The following is a 14,343-nucleotide window of genomic DNA, read 5'->3' as shown; positions in this document are numbered from 1 at the left end:
CCCAAGCGCAACTGGCCGGGACCGGGGCAGGGGACCCGGGCCCGGCAGTCTTACACCTGGAAAGAGCAGCCAGCCCCAGGGAAGAGAGCCCACATGATCGACCTTGCCGCCGACGGCCACGTCCACACCGCCTTCTCGTCCGGCCGGGACAGCGTCAGCGTCCTCGTCGCCAGCGCCGAGCAGGCGGGACTGACCGAGGTGACGTTCGCCGACCGGGTGGGACCCGACACGAGCTGGCTGCCGCCGTACCTCTCGTCGATCCAGCGCGCCCAGCAGCGCACCGACATCGTCCTGCGCCGCGGCGTCGAGGTCGAGGCGATCGGCATCGACGGCTGGCTGGCGTTCCCGTCGGACCTCAACGGTCTCGAGGTCATCTCCGTCGGGCTCAACCGCCTGCCGCTGCCGGCCGGACTGCTCAGCCCGGACGCCGTGCGCGGGCTCATCGACAACGGCACGATGCGCGCCCTCGACGTGATCGACCAGGTCGTCACCGTGACCGGGCTCGCCGTGGAACGGGTCTCCCGCTACGCGCCGACCCGTCTCGCCCGGCCGCTGGACTTCCTGGCGCGGGCCGGAATCGACGAGGCCGCGGTGCCGGACTCGGCGATCGCCGAGCTGGTCGAGGCGTGCCGCGCCAACGGCACCGCCGTCGAGATCAGCGAGCGGCACCGGCTGCCCGGCCTGCGCTTCGCCCAGGCCTGCGCCGAGGGCGGCGTGCGGCTGGTCGCGGTCAGCGACGGCGTCCGCGCCAGTGAGGTCGGCTACTACCGGTACGTACGCGAGATCGCCGCGGCATTGCACCGCTCACCGGCTGCGGCCTGAACAGTTTCCATCCGGCAAAGATCTGCCCCGGACCCGCCGCTATCCGCCCGAAACAGGCTGATCGCGGCGGGTCCGACTTTAGGATCGAAGATGTGTCGAAGGATCGCGAACTCGTCCTCGTCTCCCTGTTGCAGGAGGCGACCAGGATCGCGAACGAGGTCGACAACATCGGCGACGCCGGACTGCCCGTGATCAGGGCGGTCTGCTCGGCCACCGGCTGGAACGCCGGCCACCTGTGCCTGCCGGACGAGCGCGACCGCCGGATCTTCGTGTCGACCGACATCTGGTTCGAGGACGTCCCCGGATCGTTCGACGGTCTGCGGGCCGCGAGCCAGGGGTTCCGCTTCACGTACGGCGGCGGCATCGTCGGCATGGCGGCCCGCACCGGCAGGCCCGTCTGGAGCGCGGACGTCTCCACGGACGCGACCTTCATCCGGTCCCGCGTCCCCGGCGCGACCACGGGCGTCGGCGCCGCCATCGCCCTGCCGATCACCGGCCGCGGCGTGGTCTCCGCGGTGCTGGAGTTCTTCACGCGCGAGCCGGGGGATCCCGACCCGCGGCTGATGGAGATCATGTCCGACGTGGGCATGCAGCTCGGCCGGGTCACCGACCGGATGGCCGCGACCCAGGCGCTGCGCTTCGGCACGGAGCGGATGGAGCGCATCCTCGACAGCTGCATCGAGGCGTTCGTCGCGATGGACGAGGGCGGCATGATCACCGGCTGGAACATCGCCGCCGAGCGGGTCTTCGGCCTGTCACGGGAAGAGGCGGTCGGCCGCCGGCTGGCCGACACGATCGTGCCGCCGCGGCACCGCGAGGCCCACCACCTCGGCGTCGGCCGGTTCCTCACCACCGGCGAGCGGCACGTGCTGGACAACCGCATCGAGATCGACGCCTGGCACGCCGACGGCTACGAGTTCCCCGTCGAGCTCGCCGTCTGGGCCGTGCAGGACGCGATGCAGGGCTGGAGCTTCAACGCGTTCGTGCACGACATCACCAACCGCAAGCGGGCCGAGGAGGCGCTGCGCGCCGCCTACGAGCGCGAGCGCGAGGCGGTCTCCCGGCTGCGCGAGCTCGACGTGGTCAAGAGCGACTTCGTGGCGACCGTGTCGCACGAGTTCCGCACGCCGCTGACCAACGTCATCGGCCATCTCGAGGTCCTCACCTCCGGCGACGCCGGCGAGCTCAATCCGGCGCAGGCCCGGATGCTCAACGTCATCGGGCGCAACTCCGACCGGCTGCGGGCGCTCATCGAGGACCTGCTCACCATCTCCAGGATCGAGGCCGGGGTGTTCGACCTGGACCTGGGCGTCACGGACCTCACCGACGTGCTCGTCGCCGCGCACGCCGCCGTCGAGCCGCGGGCCAGGCGCCGCGACCACCGCCTGGAGCTGCGCATCGCGCCGCACCTCGGCGCCGTGGAGGCCGACCCCGAGCAGCTCGAACGGGCCCTGGTCAACCTGCTGGTCAACGGGATCAACTTCACCCCTGACGGCGGGCTCATCGAGATGACCGCGAGCCTCGACGACGACCACGTGGTGATCAAGGTCCGCGACACCGGCGTCGGCATCGATCCGGCGGAGCAGGGGCAGCTCTTCACCCGCTTCTACCGTGGCACGTTCGCCGTCCGCGAGGCGGTCCAGGGCGCCGGGCTCGGCCTGGCGATCACGAAGACGATCGTCGAGGGGCACGGCGGGGAGATCGCCGTGCAGAGCGTCCTCGGCGCCGGCACCACGTTCACGATCAGGATTCCACGCGAACGTCCTCTTTGGCTGTGACCTTCTTCTCCGCGGGCCCGGCCGGCTCCCCGGCGGGCTCCGGCGAAGGAGGGGTCAGCACCGTCTGGAAGCCGGTGCGGGTCATCTGCCCCCACTCGTGCTTGCCGCCCTTGATCGCGGCCCACATGCCCATCGTGCGCCACATCGCGGTCAGCTGCCGGTAGCCGAAGTTCTCCAGGACGGAGGCGAGGACCGACGCGATGAGATCGGTCCAGCGGTGGTACCGGTGGAACGAGTACTCCTCGACCGTCAGCGCGATCAGGTTGAGCAGCAGCGCGTAGCCGTACGCGACGGCGACGAACACGAGCGCGAACCTGGCGTTGATCGCGCCCACGTACAGGCCCAGCGGGACGAGGACCACCCCGGCCAGTTCGATGATCGGCGCCAGCAGCTCGAACAGGACGTAGTACGGCATCGCGACCATCCCGATCCGGCCGTACCTCGGGTTCAGGATCATGCCCCGGTGCTTGGTGAGGATCTCGGTGATGCCGCGGTGCCATCGCCGGCGCTGCTTGCCGAGGACCTTCAGCGAGCTGGGTGCCTCGCTCCACGACACCGGCTCGGCGACGAACACGATCCGGTAGTCGCGCTTCTGCCGGCGCAGGTGCCTGTGCAGCCGGACGACCAGCTCGGCGTCCTCACCGATGCAGTCGTGGTCCAGGCCGCCGACCTCGATGAGCAGGTCCCGGCGGAAGATGCCGAACGCGCCGGAGATGATGAGCAGCCCGCCGATGCGCGACCAGCCCGTCCGGCCGAGCAGGAACGCCCGCAGGTACTCCACCACCTGCACCCTGGGCAGCCAGGCCTTGGGCATCCGCACGTCGACGATACGACCGGCGACGACCGTGCAGCCGTTCGCGACGCGGATGACCCCACCGGACGCGACGGTGCGGACGGGGTCGTCGGTGAAGGGTTTCGCCACCGACAGCAGCGCCTGCGGGTCGAGCACCGAGTCGGCGTCGACCATGCAGACCAGGGGGTACTGGGCGACGTTGATCCCCGTGTTGACGGCGTCGGTCTTGCCGCCGTTGTGCTTGCGGACCACGACGAGCGGGTCGGGGCGGTCCTTCGGTACGTGCACCGACTGGATCCTCCCGCGGGTGGGTGTCGCGTCGGGCACCACACGGGGCACCTCGACCAGGCCGAACTCCTCCTGGAGGCGCTCGAACGTGTCGTCGGTCGATCCGTCGTCGATGACGATGACCTCGAAGACCGGGTACCGCAGGGCCAGCATCGCCATGACCGACTGCACGATCCCGGCCGACTCGTTGTGCGCGGGGACCAGGACCGACACCGGCTGGGTGAGCGGGCTGCGGTAGGTCTCCTCGTGCCCGGCGAACGGCACCCGCCGCATGTGGTGCACGAACTCGGCCGAGGCCAGCACGATCAGCACCAGGTAGCTGGAGTTGATCAGCAGGAAGTACGTCAGGATGAACACGTCCGTGACGGTCAGCAGCTGCCGGACCCAGTCGGCGATCATGCCGCCACCTCCGCTGCGCCCTTGATGACCGGCTCCTCGCTTCGCTGCGGGCCGGTCATGGCACGAGTTGCCTGCGGTGGTCGTCGAGCTCGGCGGCGGCCAGGGCCTCGCGGGCGTGCGCGGCGCCGAGCAGGACGCGCTGGTCGCCGGGCTCGGTCTCGGCGCGGTGCTCCGCCGCGGTGAGGGCCGCCCGGCCGGCGTTGCCGAGCCGCAGCAGCGAGCGGGCCGCGTTGTGCGCCACGACGTATTCGATGTCGGACAGCAGCGCGGTCAGCGCGGGCGCGGCGGTGACGGCGCCGAGCTCGCCGAGGGCCTTCGCGGCCTCCGCCCGCAGGACCACGGGCCGGTCCGCCTCCAGCGAGTCGAGCAGCGGCGCGAGCGCGGTGCGGGTGCCGAGCCGGCCGAGTGTCCTGGCCGCGCTGACCCGCACGTCGATCGACGGGTCCGCCCGCAGGGCGCTCTCCACCCGTACCGTGGCACCCGCGGCACCGATGAGACCCAGGACCTCCGCGGCGGTGGCCCGGATCGGTGCCCGCGGATCGTCGAGGCTGGACAGCAGGGCGCCCTGCGCGGCGGTGCCGAGCCGGGTCAGCGCGGTCGCCACGACCTGCTGCGGGACCATGCGCCGGCTGGCGAGGGTGGCCAGCAGCGGCTGGGTCGCGCCGGAGTCGCCGATACGGCCGAGCGAGCGGGCGGCGACGACGCGGACGTCAGGGTCGGGGTCGCCGAGCAGGTCGCACAGGGGCAGCAGCGCGTCCTTGCGGCCCAGGTTGCCGAGCACCTCGGCGGCCTGCGCGCGGGACACCGGGTCGCGGCGGCGCAACTGGGCGCGGGCGCGCCAGGCGGCGCCGCGGCGCTCGAACACGTCGACGAGTGTGGTGTGCGCCTCGCCGCGGACCTTGCCCAGCAGGGCGATCGCGTTGGGCTCCACCGCCTGCCAGACCTCGTCGGACAGCCGGACGAGGGCCTCGACCTGGTCGGGGTCGTCGTCCCCGGCGGCGATGGCGAGCAGCAACTGGCGCGCGGGCTTGGCGAGCTTCGCGCGGCGGGCCTCGCGGGCGCGGCGCACGGTCCGGCCGCCGACGATGAGGCCGCCGAAGACCAGGGCCGCGACGAGCAGGACGGCCAGCGCCACGAGGGCGGCGCCGGCGAGCGTCACGTGCGCATCCGCGCCAGCACGGCCTCGACGCGGCTCACCAGCTCCCGGGGGCTGAAGGGCTTGACGATGTAGTCGTCGGCACCGGCGCCGAAGCCGACCTCGACGTCGCCCTCCTGGGCGCGCGCGGTCAGCAGGATGATCGGCAGTGCCTTGGTGCCGGCGTCCTGCCGGAGCTGGCGGCAGACGTCGATGCCGGACATGCCGGGCATCATGACGTCGAGCACGACGAGATCCGGAGGGTTCTGGGTCGCCTCGGTCAGCGCGGCGAGCCCGTTGTCGACCGCCACGACGTCGTAACCCGCCTGCTCCAGCTTGAAGGCGACGAGGTCCCTGATGTCCATGTCGTCGTCGGCGACCAGGATCGCGGTCATGGGCCTCGCCCCTCTCACCCGTGAGATTTCATCATATGTGGCTTTTAGTGCGAATGTCTGAGGAACGAACAGGGCGCCGGGCAAACCGCCGGCGCCCTGCGTGTCGTGCGGGTCAGATCCGGGTCTGTTTCCCGCGGGCGTGCATGTGCTGCATCGGTCCCAGGTTCCCGGCCGCCGGCGGGCCCTGCGCGGGGCGCTCGTTGCTGGCGTGGGTGGTCCCGGACGCGGACGCGATGCCACGGGCGATCGTCGCCGGGGTCGCGGTGATCGGCCGGTTCGTGGGGACGGTGGTGGTGGCCGGGGTCTTCGCCGCGGCCTCCTCGCAGAAGCGCTTGAAGCCCCTGAGGTCTGCCTTGAGCCGCCGGTTGAGGACCTCGACGGCGTGCTGCTCGGTCGGCATCAGCTCGCGGGCGTCGATCTGCAGCTCGGCGATGACCCTGGTCATCCCGTCCGCCATCGGCTCCAGCCGGAGCGCCTCGCTGACCTGCGGACCGTCCATGGCCTCCCAGCAGAGGAACTCGCCGGGCCTGGTCTCGGTGATCCGGGCGTCGAACTCCGCGCGGTTGCCGCCGATGTCCAGCACCATGTGGGCCGTCGAGGAGTCGATCGGCGCCATGCTCATCACCCCGGACATGAACTGGGGGTAGTTCTCGAAGTGGGTGAGCTGCTCGTACGCGACGCCGGCCGGGACGGCCACCTCGATGGACTCTCGCGCGGTGCTCATTGGCGGTCCCCCTTGATCTCGGATGCCAAACACCGTACCGACGGGTACGCCCTACTTGAGACGGATTCGCGGTTTCTGCAACGACAGCGGTTTTTCGGGTGAAACGCCGATGACTCAGCGCCTCGTAGAGCACCCGTTGGTGGGTTTGCGTCCTGCAAACGCCGATGACCCCCGCATGTGTGCGGGGGTCATCGGTCACCGGGGGAGGTGGGTTCAGACGGTCAGGGTCCAGGTGTCCAGCATGCCGGTGTCGCCGGCGAACACGTCGCGCACCTGCAGGGTCCAGACGCCGTTGCGGGTCTCGGAGGACAGGTCGACGGTGTAGGTCGCGTTCAGGTTGGCCACGTCGTCACCGGAGACGGAGGACTTCAGCTTGTACGCGGTGCCGTCCGGCGCGATCAGGTCCAGGCGCAGGTCGCCACGGTCGGTGTGCTTGACGGCGACCTTGACGGTGGCGGTCTTCGAGCCGGTGCCGGTGCAGTTCGCGACGGTGACCTTGCTGTTGACGACGGCGCGGTCGGCGATGAAGTAGTCGGCACCGTTGGTGACCGCGGCGCAGTTGGCCGGGGTGGTCGGGGTCGTCGGCGTGGTCGGCGTCGTCGGGTTGGTCGGGGTCGTCGGCGTGGTCGGCGTGGCCGGGGTCGTCGGGTTGGCCGGGGCGGAGATCAGGCCGGTGACGTTCAGCAGCTTGTTCGGCGAGCCGCTGCCCGCGCCGGTGACGACGTTGCTGACGGCGGCGTTGACGATCGCGTCACGGACCTGCGCCGGCGTGGCGGTCGGGTGACCGGCCAGGTAGAGCGCGGCCGCGCCGGCGACGTGCGGGCTGGCCATGGAGGTGCCACTCATCTTGGTGGTGCCGCTGTTGCCGCTGTTGGCGCTGGACAGGATGCTCACGCCCGGGGCGAAGAGGTCGAGGCAGGAGCCGAAGTTGGAGAAGCTGGCGCGGGCGTCCTTGCTGTCGGTGGCGCCGACGGTGATCGCCTCCGGCAGGCGGGCGGGGGACTTCGTGCAGGCGTTCGCCGAGTCGTTGCCGCCGGCGACCACGTAGGTGACGCCCGAGGCGATCGACTTCTTGACCGCGTCGTCGAGGGTGCTGCCGGCCGAGCCGCCGAGGCTCATGTTCGCGACGGCGGGCTTGACGGCGTTCTTGGTCACCCAGTCGACGCCGGCGATGATCTGCGAGTAGGAGCCGCTGCCCTGGCAGTCCAGCACGCGGACGCCGACCAGCTTGACGTCCTTGGCGACGCCGTAGGTCGCGCCGCCGACGGTGCCCGCGACGTGCGTGCCGTGGCCCTGGCAGTCGGTCGAGTCCGAGTCCTTGTCGACGAAGTCGTAGCCGGAGCGGGCGCGGCCGCCGAACTCGGTGTGGGTCGCCCGCAGGCCCGTGTCGATGATGTACGCGGTGACGTTGCTCGCCGGGCCGTAGGTGTACGAGCCGTTGAGCGGCAGCGCCGCCTGGTCGATGCGGTCCAGGCCCCAGGTCGCGGAGGTCTGGGTCGCCTCGATGCTGACGACGCGGTCCTGCTCGACGTACTTGACGGCCGGGTCGGCGGCGAGGCGGCGCGCGGAGGTCGCGCTCATCTTGCCGGAGAAGCCCTTGACCGTGCTGTCGAACCGCGTGTTCACCGAGCCGCCGACCTTGCCCGCGAGGGCGTCGGAGGTCGTCGTCGAGCCGTCCTTCAGGACCACGATGTAGCGGTCCTGGAGCGCGCCTTCCGCGCCGGCGCCACGGACGGTGCCGAGGGCGGGGGCCGCCGAGGCGGCGGAGGCGAAGGAGAAGGAGCCGGCAGCGGCGGCGGTCATGGCCAGGGCGGTGAGAACGCGGCGGTTCAGCATATTTCTACATCCCTTGCTTTCAAGTTTCAGTGGTCATCGCCTTGCAGAAATAAGATTGCGGTCCGTGGGTGGCACGCTCGGGACCCCGCGAGTAGCAGGGAAGTTGCCTGCTCCGGCCCGCGTCACCCGCCCGGGCGGACCTCCCGGGCGTCCTCACGACACCCGCGCTCAGGGCCGCTGACTGCTTGGTCACGCCGGCTTCCGCAGACGCGGAAAGGCCCGCCCGGACGGGGTCCGGGCGGGCCTTTCGAGCGGTTCGGGTCAGAGCTTGACGTTGAAGCGAGGGTCGGCGGCGATCTTCTTGAAGCCGGCCAGGGCCTCCGGGGTGTCGTCCATGCGGATGTCGTGCCCGTTCTGGTCCTTGGCGGTCTCGAAGTAGACCAGGCCCTTGATCTGCGGCATCTTCGCCAGCTGCGGCAGCACCGTGGCGTACACGTCGGCCTTGTTCCTGCCGTCGACCGTCGGGGACGAGTCGTAGACGCCCCACTCGGCGACCATGATGGGCTTGGCCGGGTGGTTGGTGGTGGCCCAGGTGTACCAGCCGGGGAACTTCGCCGGGTTGTTGGTGCGGTTCATCATGTAGTTGAAGTCGCCGGTGTGGAAGCCGCCGGGCTGCGCGTTGTTGTAGGTGTCGACGCCGACCCAGTCCACGACGTCGTCGCCGGGGTAGAGGTCGCCCCACCAGGACATGTTGTTCCACTTCTCGTAGTTCATGTAGGCGACGACGAAGACGGCGTTGGTGACCCCGTTGGCCTTCATGCGCAGCACGGTGTGGCGGAACATCGCGGCGTAGTCCTTGGCGGTCATGCCCGAGCCGGCGGTGGCGACGACGTCGTTCTCCGGCTCGTGGTGCAGGACCATGAAGAACTTCCTGGTGCCGTAGTTGGTCTTGATGAAGGTCGAGAGCCGGTCGATGCGGGCGTCCTGCTCGCCGTCGGCGACGTTGGCCCACTTGGTGCCGTAGGCGACCTTCCAGTTCAGCATCAGGGTGCGCGGGTTGGCCGGGTCGCTGGTCATGGCCATCTCGTTCTTGGTCGGGAAGAGCTCGTCACCCTTGTGGTACGTGTGGTAGACCGTCGACGTCCGGCCGGACTTCTGCTCGAAGGTCTTCAGCGCCTCGTCGCGGGGCACGTCGGAGAAGCCGCCGGCGGCCGCGCCCCACAGCACGCCGCACGACGGGACGAGCTTGGCGTCGACCTTGCAGTCCTTGGCCGGCGCGGGCGCCGGGGTGGTCGGCGCGGGCTTCGTGGGGGTGGCGACCGGCTTGGTGGGGGTGGCGACCGGCTTCGTGGGCGTCGCGACCGGCTTCGTGGGCGCGGGGGCCGGGCGGGAAACGGTCAGGTTCAGGGCGGGCCGGCCGGTGGCGGCCTCGGCGGACCTGAAGCGGGCCGGGACGTTCGCGACCCGGGAGGTCACCGCGAACGTGTAGGTGCCGGCGCCCTTGACGACCGAGCTGACGTCGAAGGTGACGGCGGCCGCGGTGCTCTTGGGCTTGACGGTGCTGACGACCGCGCCGACCGCCGGGTCGTTCTTCGCCGACAGCGCCTTCTCGGTCCACGTCGTGTCGGCGACCTTGCTGATCGACAGTGCGCTCGGCAGCGTCTTGCCGGCGTGGGTCAGGGTCACCGCCGCGCTCTTGACGGTCACACCCGCGCCGGGGTTCGCGACCGTGAACTTCAGGTACGTGACCATCGTGTCGGTGCCCGCACGGCCGGCCACGAGGGTGTCCGAGGCGCCGAAGTTGAACGACGGGCGGCTGCTGGAGCTGTAGCCGTCCTCACCCGCACCGGTCCGGACGATGTCGGTGGTCGCGGCGCCCGCGCTGCCGGCGAAGAAGACGGTGCTGGCGGCGGCACCAATGGTGAGGGCGGCGAGCGGCATCAATGTGCGGGTGTGGCGGCGAATCATCTATGCGGGTCCTTCCGTGGATGACGAATCCTGTGCAGCGGTTGTGCCGTCCGGCGGTTGTCATCCGGACCTCCACAAGATTGGGCGGCCCGGGTTACACCCCTGGTTCGCCGGAAGTTGCCGTTCGGGTGTGCCCCCTTCGAAGCATCCGTCCACAGTGGACACTTGGAGCGTGCACCACGCTCAACGGCAGCTGGCCGGAGGGCTGGTGTCGAGAAGTTGCGGAGGGGGTATGTGGCGTCCATCGGTGATGCATCGGACGAACGGACAGAGTCGGCAACCTGCCTGTGACCAAATGCCAACGCTTACGAACTAGTCGCTCAATTCAGGCGAACGTACTGTTAGGTAGGTAAGGCGCAACACCCAGAAATGCCACATTTCAAGCAGCAGCTGACCGTTTCGACTCGAGGAGACTGAGATGACCCCGATGCTGATCTCGCGCCCGGCCGTTCATGTCGTCCCCGAGCTGACGGGGGAGCGCTGCGACAGCTGCGGTGCCGCCGCCAAGGCTCGCGTGACGTTCGGTGCCGCCGGTGACCTGTCGTTCTGCGGGCACCACACCAACAAGTACGCCGACCGGATCGCCGCCACGGCGGACAAGATCGTGGTCGAGGCGGGCTTCGACTGGCGCGGCTGACGACTTCCGCCGAAGGCGGGTTCTCCTATGGGAGGGCCCGCCTTTTGCTTGCGCGCGTGTTGTCCGTTAGGTGCCGAAAATTCGGATATGTGATAGCTAGCATCGAGGCGTGCGACGCAAGCCGAGCCCATATCCACGCCCCGCCCCCATGATGGGCCGGCCGTCCACGCTGCTCGTCGTCGCCGGTGTCTTCCTGATCGCCTTTTCCGCGTCGGTACCGGCGATGCTGCACCAGGCGTTGTCCGGCTTCGCGATGCTGGTCGCGCTCGGTGCCGCCGGTGCCGCCGTGCTGCTGGTCAGGCAGCGGTCCGGCCGGCTCGAGCAGTCCCTCGCGAGCTCGTCGGCGCGCAGCAAAGGGCTGGAGCGGGAGCTGCGGCAACGCGCCACCCGCGATCCGGTGACCGGGCTGGCCAACCGGCGGCAGCTCACCGCCCGCCTCGACGCGGTGCTCACCGGCGCGTCGCCGCCCGGCGTGACGGTCGCGCTGCTCGACCTCGACGGCTTCAAGGACGTCAACGACACGCTCGGCCACGCCGCCGGCGACGAACTGCTCAAGCAGGTGTCGCACCGGCTGCGGGCCGCGCTGCCGCACGCCGACGTCCTCGCCAGGCTCGGCGACGACGAGTTCGCGGTCGTCTGGCGTGGCGCGGACCACTCCTTCGAGGACGTCTTCGCGCACCTGCGGCCGTCGTACCCGGTCGCCGGGCGCCAGGTGCACCTCACCGGCAGTGCTGGGCTCGTCGCGGTCGGCGACCAGCGCAGCTCCGCCGACGTGCTGCGCGACGCCGACCTGGCCCTCGACGCGGCGAAAACCGCCGGCAAGGACAGGATCGTGCGGTTCGAGCCGGACCTGCGCGCCGCCGCGGCCCGCCACCACGAGCTCGCCGCCGGCCTGCGCCGGGCCCTCGTCTGCGCCGACTCGGAGTTCGTGCTGCACTACCAGCCGGTCGTCCGCCTCGGCGACGAGCGGGTCACCGCGGTCGAGGCGCTGCTGCGCTGGCCGGCCGGCGGGGTGCCGCCGCTCACCTTCATCCCCGTCGCCGAGGCCACCGGCCTGATCGTGCCGCTCGGCTGGTGGGTGCTGCGGCGGGCCTGCACCGACGCGCGGGAATGGTTCGAGCGCGACGGGGTCGCCGTCACCGTCAACGTGTCCGGGCATCAGCTGCGCGAGCAGGACTTCGTGGAGCGGGTCCTCGCCGTGCTGGAGGAGACCGGCCTGCCGCCCGCCGCCCTCGTCCTGGAGCTCACCGAATCGGTGCTGGTCGACGACGCCGAGCGCACCGCCCGTCTCGGCCGGCTACGGGAGCGGGGCGTCCGCATCGCCGTCGACGACTTCGGCACGGGATATTCGTCGCTGGCGTATCTCGTGCACCTCCCGGTCGACATTCTGAAGATCGACCGGACGTTCACGGCGTCGGGCGTGGACTCCACCCTGATGCGGGTGATCCTGCAGCTGGCGGAGGGACTGTCGCTCGCGACGGTGGCCGAAGGGGTCGAGACGACCGCGCAGGCCGCTGCTCTTCGGTCTCTGGGGTGCCAGTACGCGCAGGGCTACCTGTACTCCCGGCCGGTCCCCGCCGGCTCGCTGTTCGCGTGACCTGTCCGTTTGTGCGGTGTCACCCTGTCCGCAACCCGGCGGACACGGCGGTACACCCGCGGGAGCGTGTGATTGGAGGTAGCCGAAGGGGGTACAAGATGACACCGCAGCTCCTGGAACACGTCCGGGCCGAAGCGCTGTTCGTCTCCGACGTGCAGTCCTCCGATCCGATGAGCCCAGAGCGCATCCGCACCGCGGTCATGCGCAGCGTCCGGCGGCACGGCCCGCGCGGCTGCGCTGCCCTGGTCGCCCACGAGTTCGGCGAGCACCCCGACACCGCCGTCAACCGGATGGGCTGGGTCCTGGGCGCCGTACGGCTGGCGTACGCCGGCTGAGGTTTTCTTGTCGTACCTCTGGGTGAGAATCCGGGGTATGAGATTCGTCGAGCTGGCCTCCGTCTCCGCCGCAGTCGCGCGGACCTCGGGGCGCAACGCCAAGATCGACCTACTCGCCGAGGCGCTGCGGAAGCTGGAGCCATCCGAACGCTCGCCCGGCGCCTCGTATCTGTCCGGCGAGCTGCGCCAACGCCAGACCGGCGTCGGCTATGCGTCGCTGCGCGACCTCCCCCCACCCGCCGAGACCCCCACGCTGTCGGTGACGGACGTCGACGAGGCCTTCGCGGCCATGTCCCAGCTGTCCGGCAAGGGCTCCCAGGCCGTCCGGCGGGAGCGGGTCGCCACCCTCTTCGCCGCCACCACCGAGGCCGAGCGCCACTTCCTGATCGGCCTGCTCAGCGGCGAGCTGCGCCAGGGCGCCCAGGCCGGCCTCCTCGTCGACGCCGTCGCCCGCGCCTCCGGCGTCCCCATCGCCCAGATCCGCCGCGCGCTGCTGCTCGCCGGCGACCTGAAGCTCGTCGCCGTCGACGCCCTCTCCGGCGGCGCCGACGCCCTCTGCGGCTATGCGCTCACCGTCGGCCGCCCGCTCGCCCCGATGCTCGCGCAGAGCGCCGCCACCCCCACCGACGCCCTCGCCGACACCGGCACCCCCGCCGCCGCCGACACGAAGATCGACGGCGTGCGCATCCAGGTCCACCGCGACGCCGACCGGATCTCGGTGTTCAGCCGCAGCCTCGACGACCTCACCGCCCGCGTCCCCGTGGTCGTCGAGGCCGTCCGCGCCCTCGACGTCACCTCGATCGTCCTGGACGGCGAGGCCGCCGGCGTCGACGACACCGGCCGCGCCGTGCCCTTCCAGGAGACGTCGAGCCGCGCCGCCCGCCGCGACGGCACCGCCGTGCTCCAGCCGTTCTTCTTCGACATCCTGCACCTCGACGGCACCGACCTGCTCGACGAGCCCGCGTCGACCCGCTGGGCGGCCCTGGAGCGCGTCGTGCCGGCCGGCCTGCGCGTCGAGCGCACCATGCTCGACACCCCTGCCCAGGCCGAGCGGGTCTTCGCCGCCGCCGTGGCCGCCGGTCACGAGGGGCTCGTCATCAAGTCCGCGTCCGCGCCGTATGACGTGGGCCGCCGCGGCTCCGCCTGGGTCAAGGTCAAGCCCCGCCACACCCTCGACCTGGTCGTCCTCGCCGTCGAGTGGGGCCACGGCCGCCGCAAGGGCTTCCTGTCCAACCTGCACCTCGGCGCCCGCGACCCGGAGACCGGCGGCTTCGTCATGCTCGGCAAGACCTTCAAGGGCATGACCGACGAGATGCTCCGCTGGCAGACCGAGCGCCTGCGAGCCCTCGCCGTCGAGGAGTCCGACTGGGTCGTCAAGGTCCGCCCCGAGCTGGTGGTGGAGATCGCCTTCGACGGCGTCCAGAAGTCCCCCCGCTATCCGGGCGGAGTGGCCCTGCGCTTCGCCCGCGTCCTGCGCTACCGCGAGGACAAACGCGCCGAGGAGGCCGACACGATCGACGCCGTCCGCGCCATCCACACCCCATCCCCGGCCCCCGACGCCTGACAGAGCCACCTCCACCCCGCCGCACGCCACTTTCCGCCCGCCGGGGCCGGCTTCCTGTCCACCCGGCCGCGCGCGGCCGCTCGTGCCTGGTCGGCTTGGCGCGTCGTGCCTGGCTGATGTGGCTTCGTGCGC

General features: G+C 71.0%; 12 protein-coding genes. 6 read left to right on the top strand and 6 right to left on the bottom strand.

Annotation, left to right across the window (positions count from 1 at the left end; translation table 11 throughout):
* Positions 1-93: 93 nt before the first annotated feature.
* On the top strand, positions 94-822 hold the full coding sequence (locus ABZS58_RS16435) for a hydrolase (protein ID WP_354782086.1): 729 nt from the start codon (positions 94-96) through the stop codon (positions 820-822).
* Positions 823-914: 92 nt separating this feature from the next.
* Positions 915-2,600, top strand: coding sequence for an ATP-binding protein (locus ABZS58_RS16430; RefSeq protein ID WP_354782084.1), 1,686 nt, complete (start codon positions 915-917; stop codon positions 2,598-2,600).
* Here the strand turns inward: ABZS58_RS16430 and ABZS58_RS16425 are convergent.
* The 6 genes from ABZS58_RS16425 to ABZS58_RS16400 form a co-directional block, all read right to left on the bottom strand.
* On the bottom strand, positions 2,566-4,080 hold the full coding sequence (locus ABZS58_RS16425; protein WP_354782082.1) for a glycosyltransferase: 1,515 nt from the start codon (positions 4,078-4,080) through the stop codon (positions 2,566-2,568). The two genes, ABZS58_RS16430 and ABZS58_RS16425, sit on opposite strands and share 35 nt — an antisense overlap.
* A gap of 55 nt (positions 4,081-4,135) precedes the next feature.
* Positions 4,136-5,239: a HEAT repeat domain-containing protein gene (locus tag ABZS58_RS16420; protein ID WP_354782080.1), complete on the bottom strand. Its 1,104-nt coding sequence runs from the start codon at positions 5,237-5,239 to the stop codon at positions 4,136-4,138.
* Complete coding sequence (locus tag ABZS58_RS16415; protein WP_203847576.1) at positions 5,236-5,610, bottom strand: response regulator; 375 nt, start codon at positions 5,608-5,610, stop codon at positions 5,236-5,238. Before ABZS58_RS16415 ends, ABZS58_RS16420 begins: the two co-directional genes overlap by 4 nt.
* A 112-nt stretch (positions 5,611-5,722) precedes the next feature.
* Positions 5,723-6,334: an SRPBCC family protein gene (locus ABZS58_RS16410; protein ID WP_354782078.1), complete on the bottom strand. Its 612-nt coding sequence runs from the start codon at positions 6,332-6,334 to the stop codon at positions 5,723-5,725.
* A gap of 213 nt (positions 6,335-6,547) precedes the next feature.
* On the bottom strand, positions 6,548-8,137 hold the full coding sequence (locus ABZS58_RS16405) for a S8 family serine peptidase (protein ID WP_354782250.1): 1,590 nt from the start codon (positions 8,135-8,137) through the stop codon (positions 6,548-6,550).
* 294 nt (positions 8,138-8,431) lie between these two features.
* On the bottom strand, positions 8,432-10,078 hold the full coding sequence (locus tag ABZS58_RS16400) for a DNRLRE domain-containing protein (RefSeq protein WP_354782076.1): 1,647 nt from the start codon (positions 10,076-10,078) through the stop codon (positions 8,432-8,434).
* Positions 10,079-10,496: 418 nt separating this feature from the next.
* On the opposite strand from ABZS58_RS16400, the gene ABZS58_RS16395 reads away from it, so the two are divergent.
* The 4 genes from ABZS58_RS16395 to ABZS58_RS16380 all read left to right on the top strand — a co-directional run bounded on the left by ABZS58_RS16395 (position 10,497) and on the right by ABZS58_RS16380 (position 14,211).
* Positions 10,497-10,715, top strand: coding sequence for a hypothetical protein (locus tag ABZS58_RS16395; RefSeq protein WP_327008736.1), 219 nt, complete (start codon positions 10,497-10,499; stop codon positions 10,713-10,715).
* A gap of 109 nt (positions 10,716-10,824) precedes the next feature.
* The gene (locus tag ABZS58_RS16390) at positions 10,825-12,312 is read left to right on the top strand and encodes a bifunctional diguanylate cyclase/phosphodiesterase (RefSeq protein ID WP_354782074.1); all 1,488 of its coding nucleotides are present in this window, start codon (positions 10,825-10,827) and stop codon (positions 12,310-12,312) included.
* Positions 12,313-12,410: 98 nt separating this feature from the next.
* On the top strand, positions 12,411-12,647 hold the full coding sequence (locus ABZS58_RS16385; RefSeq protein ID WP_354782072.1) for a hypothetical protein: 237 nt from the start codon (positions 12,411-12,413) through the stop codon (positions 12,645-12,647).
* Between the two features lie 37 nt (positions 12,648-12,684).
* On the top strand, positions 12,685-14,211 hold the full coding sequence (locus ABZS58_RS16380) for an ATP-dependent DNA ligase (protein WP_354782071.1): 1,527 nt from the start codon (positions 12,685-12,687) through the stop codon (positions 14,209-14,211).
* Positions 14,212-14,343 lie beyond the last annotated feature (132 nt).

Source organism: Dactylosporangium sp. NPDC005555 (assembly GCF_040605635.1).
GTDB lineage: Bacteria > Actinomycetota > Actinomycetes > Mycobacteriales > Micromonosporaceae > Dactylosporangium.
Note: the sequence above shows the minus strand (reverse complement) of the source record. Positions and strands in the feature narration are given on the sequence as shown.

Bases quoted from the DNA above. Each gene is read 5' to 3' on its own strand.
- ABZS58_RS16395 (WP_327008736.1), top strand. From the start codon at position 10,497: ATGACCCCGATGCTGATCTCGCGCCCGGCCGTTCATGTCGTCCCCGAG.
- ABZS58_RS16385 (WP_354782072.1), top strand. From the start codon at position 12,411: ATGACACCGCAGCTCCTGGAACACGTCCGGGCCGAAGCGCTGTTCGTC.
- ABZS58_RS16415 (WP_203847576.1), bottom strand. From the start codon at position 5,610: ATGACCGCGATCCTGGTCGCCGACGACGACATGGACATCAGGGACCTC.
- ABZS58_RS16435 (WP_354782086.1), top strand. From the start codon at position 94: ATGATCGACCTTGCCGCCGACGGCCACGTCCACACCGCCTTCTCGTCC.
- ABZS58_RS16380 (WP_354782071.1), top strand. From the start codon at position 12,685: ATGAGATTCGTCGAGCTGGCCTCCGTCTCCGCCGCAGTCGCGCGGACC.
- ABZS58_RS16405 (WP_354782250.1), bottom strand. From the start codon at position 8,137: ATGACCGCCGCCGCTGCCGGCTCCTTCTCCTTCGCCTCCGCCGCCTCG.
- ABZS58_RS16410 (WP_354782078.1), bottom strand. From the start codon at position 6,334: ATGAGCACCGCGCGAGAGTCCATCGAGGTGGCCGTCCCGGCCGGCGTC.
- ABZS58_RS16425 (WP_354782082.1), bottom strand. From the start codon at position 4,080: ATGATCGCCGACTGGGTCCGGCAGCTGCTGACCGTCACGGACGTGTTC.
- ABZS58_RS16400 (WP_354782076.1), bottom strand. From the start codon at position 10,078: ATGATTCGCCGCCACACCCGCACATTGATGCCGCTCGCCGCCCTCACC.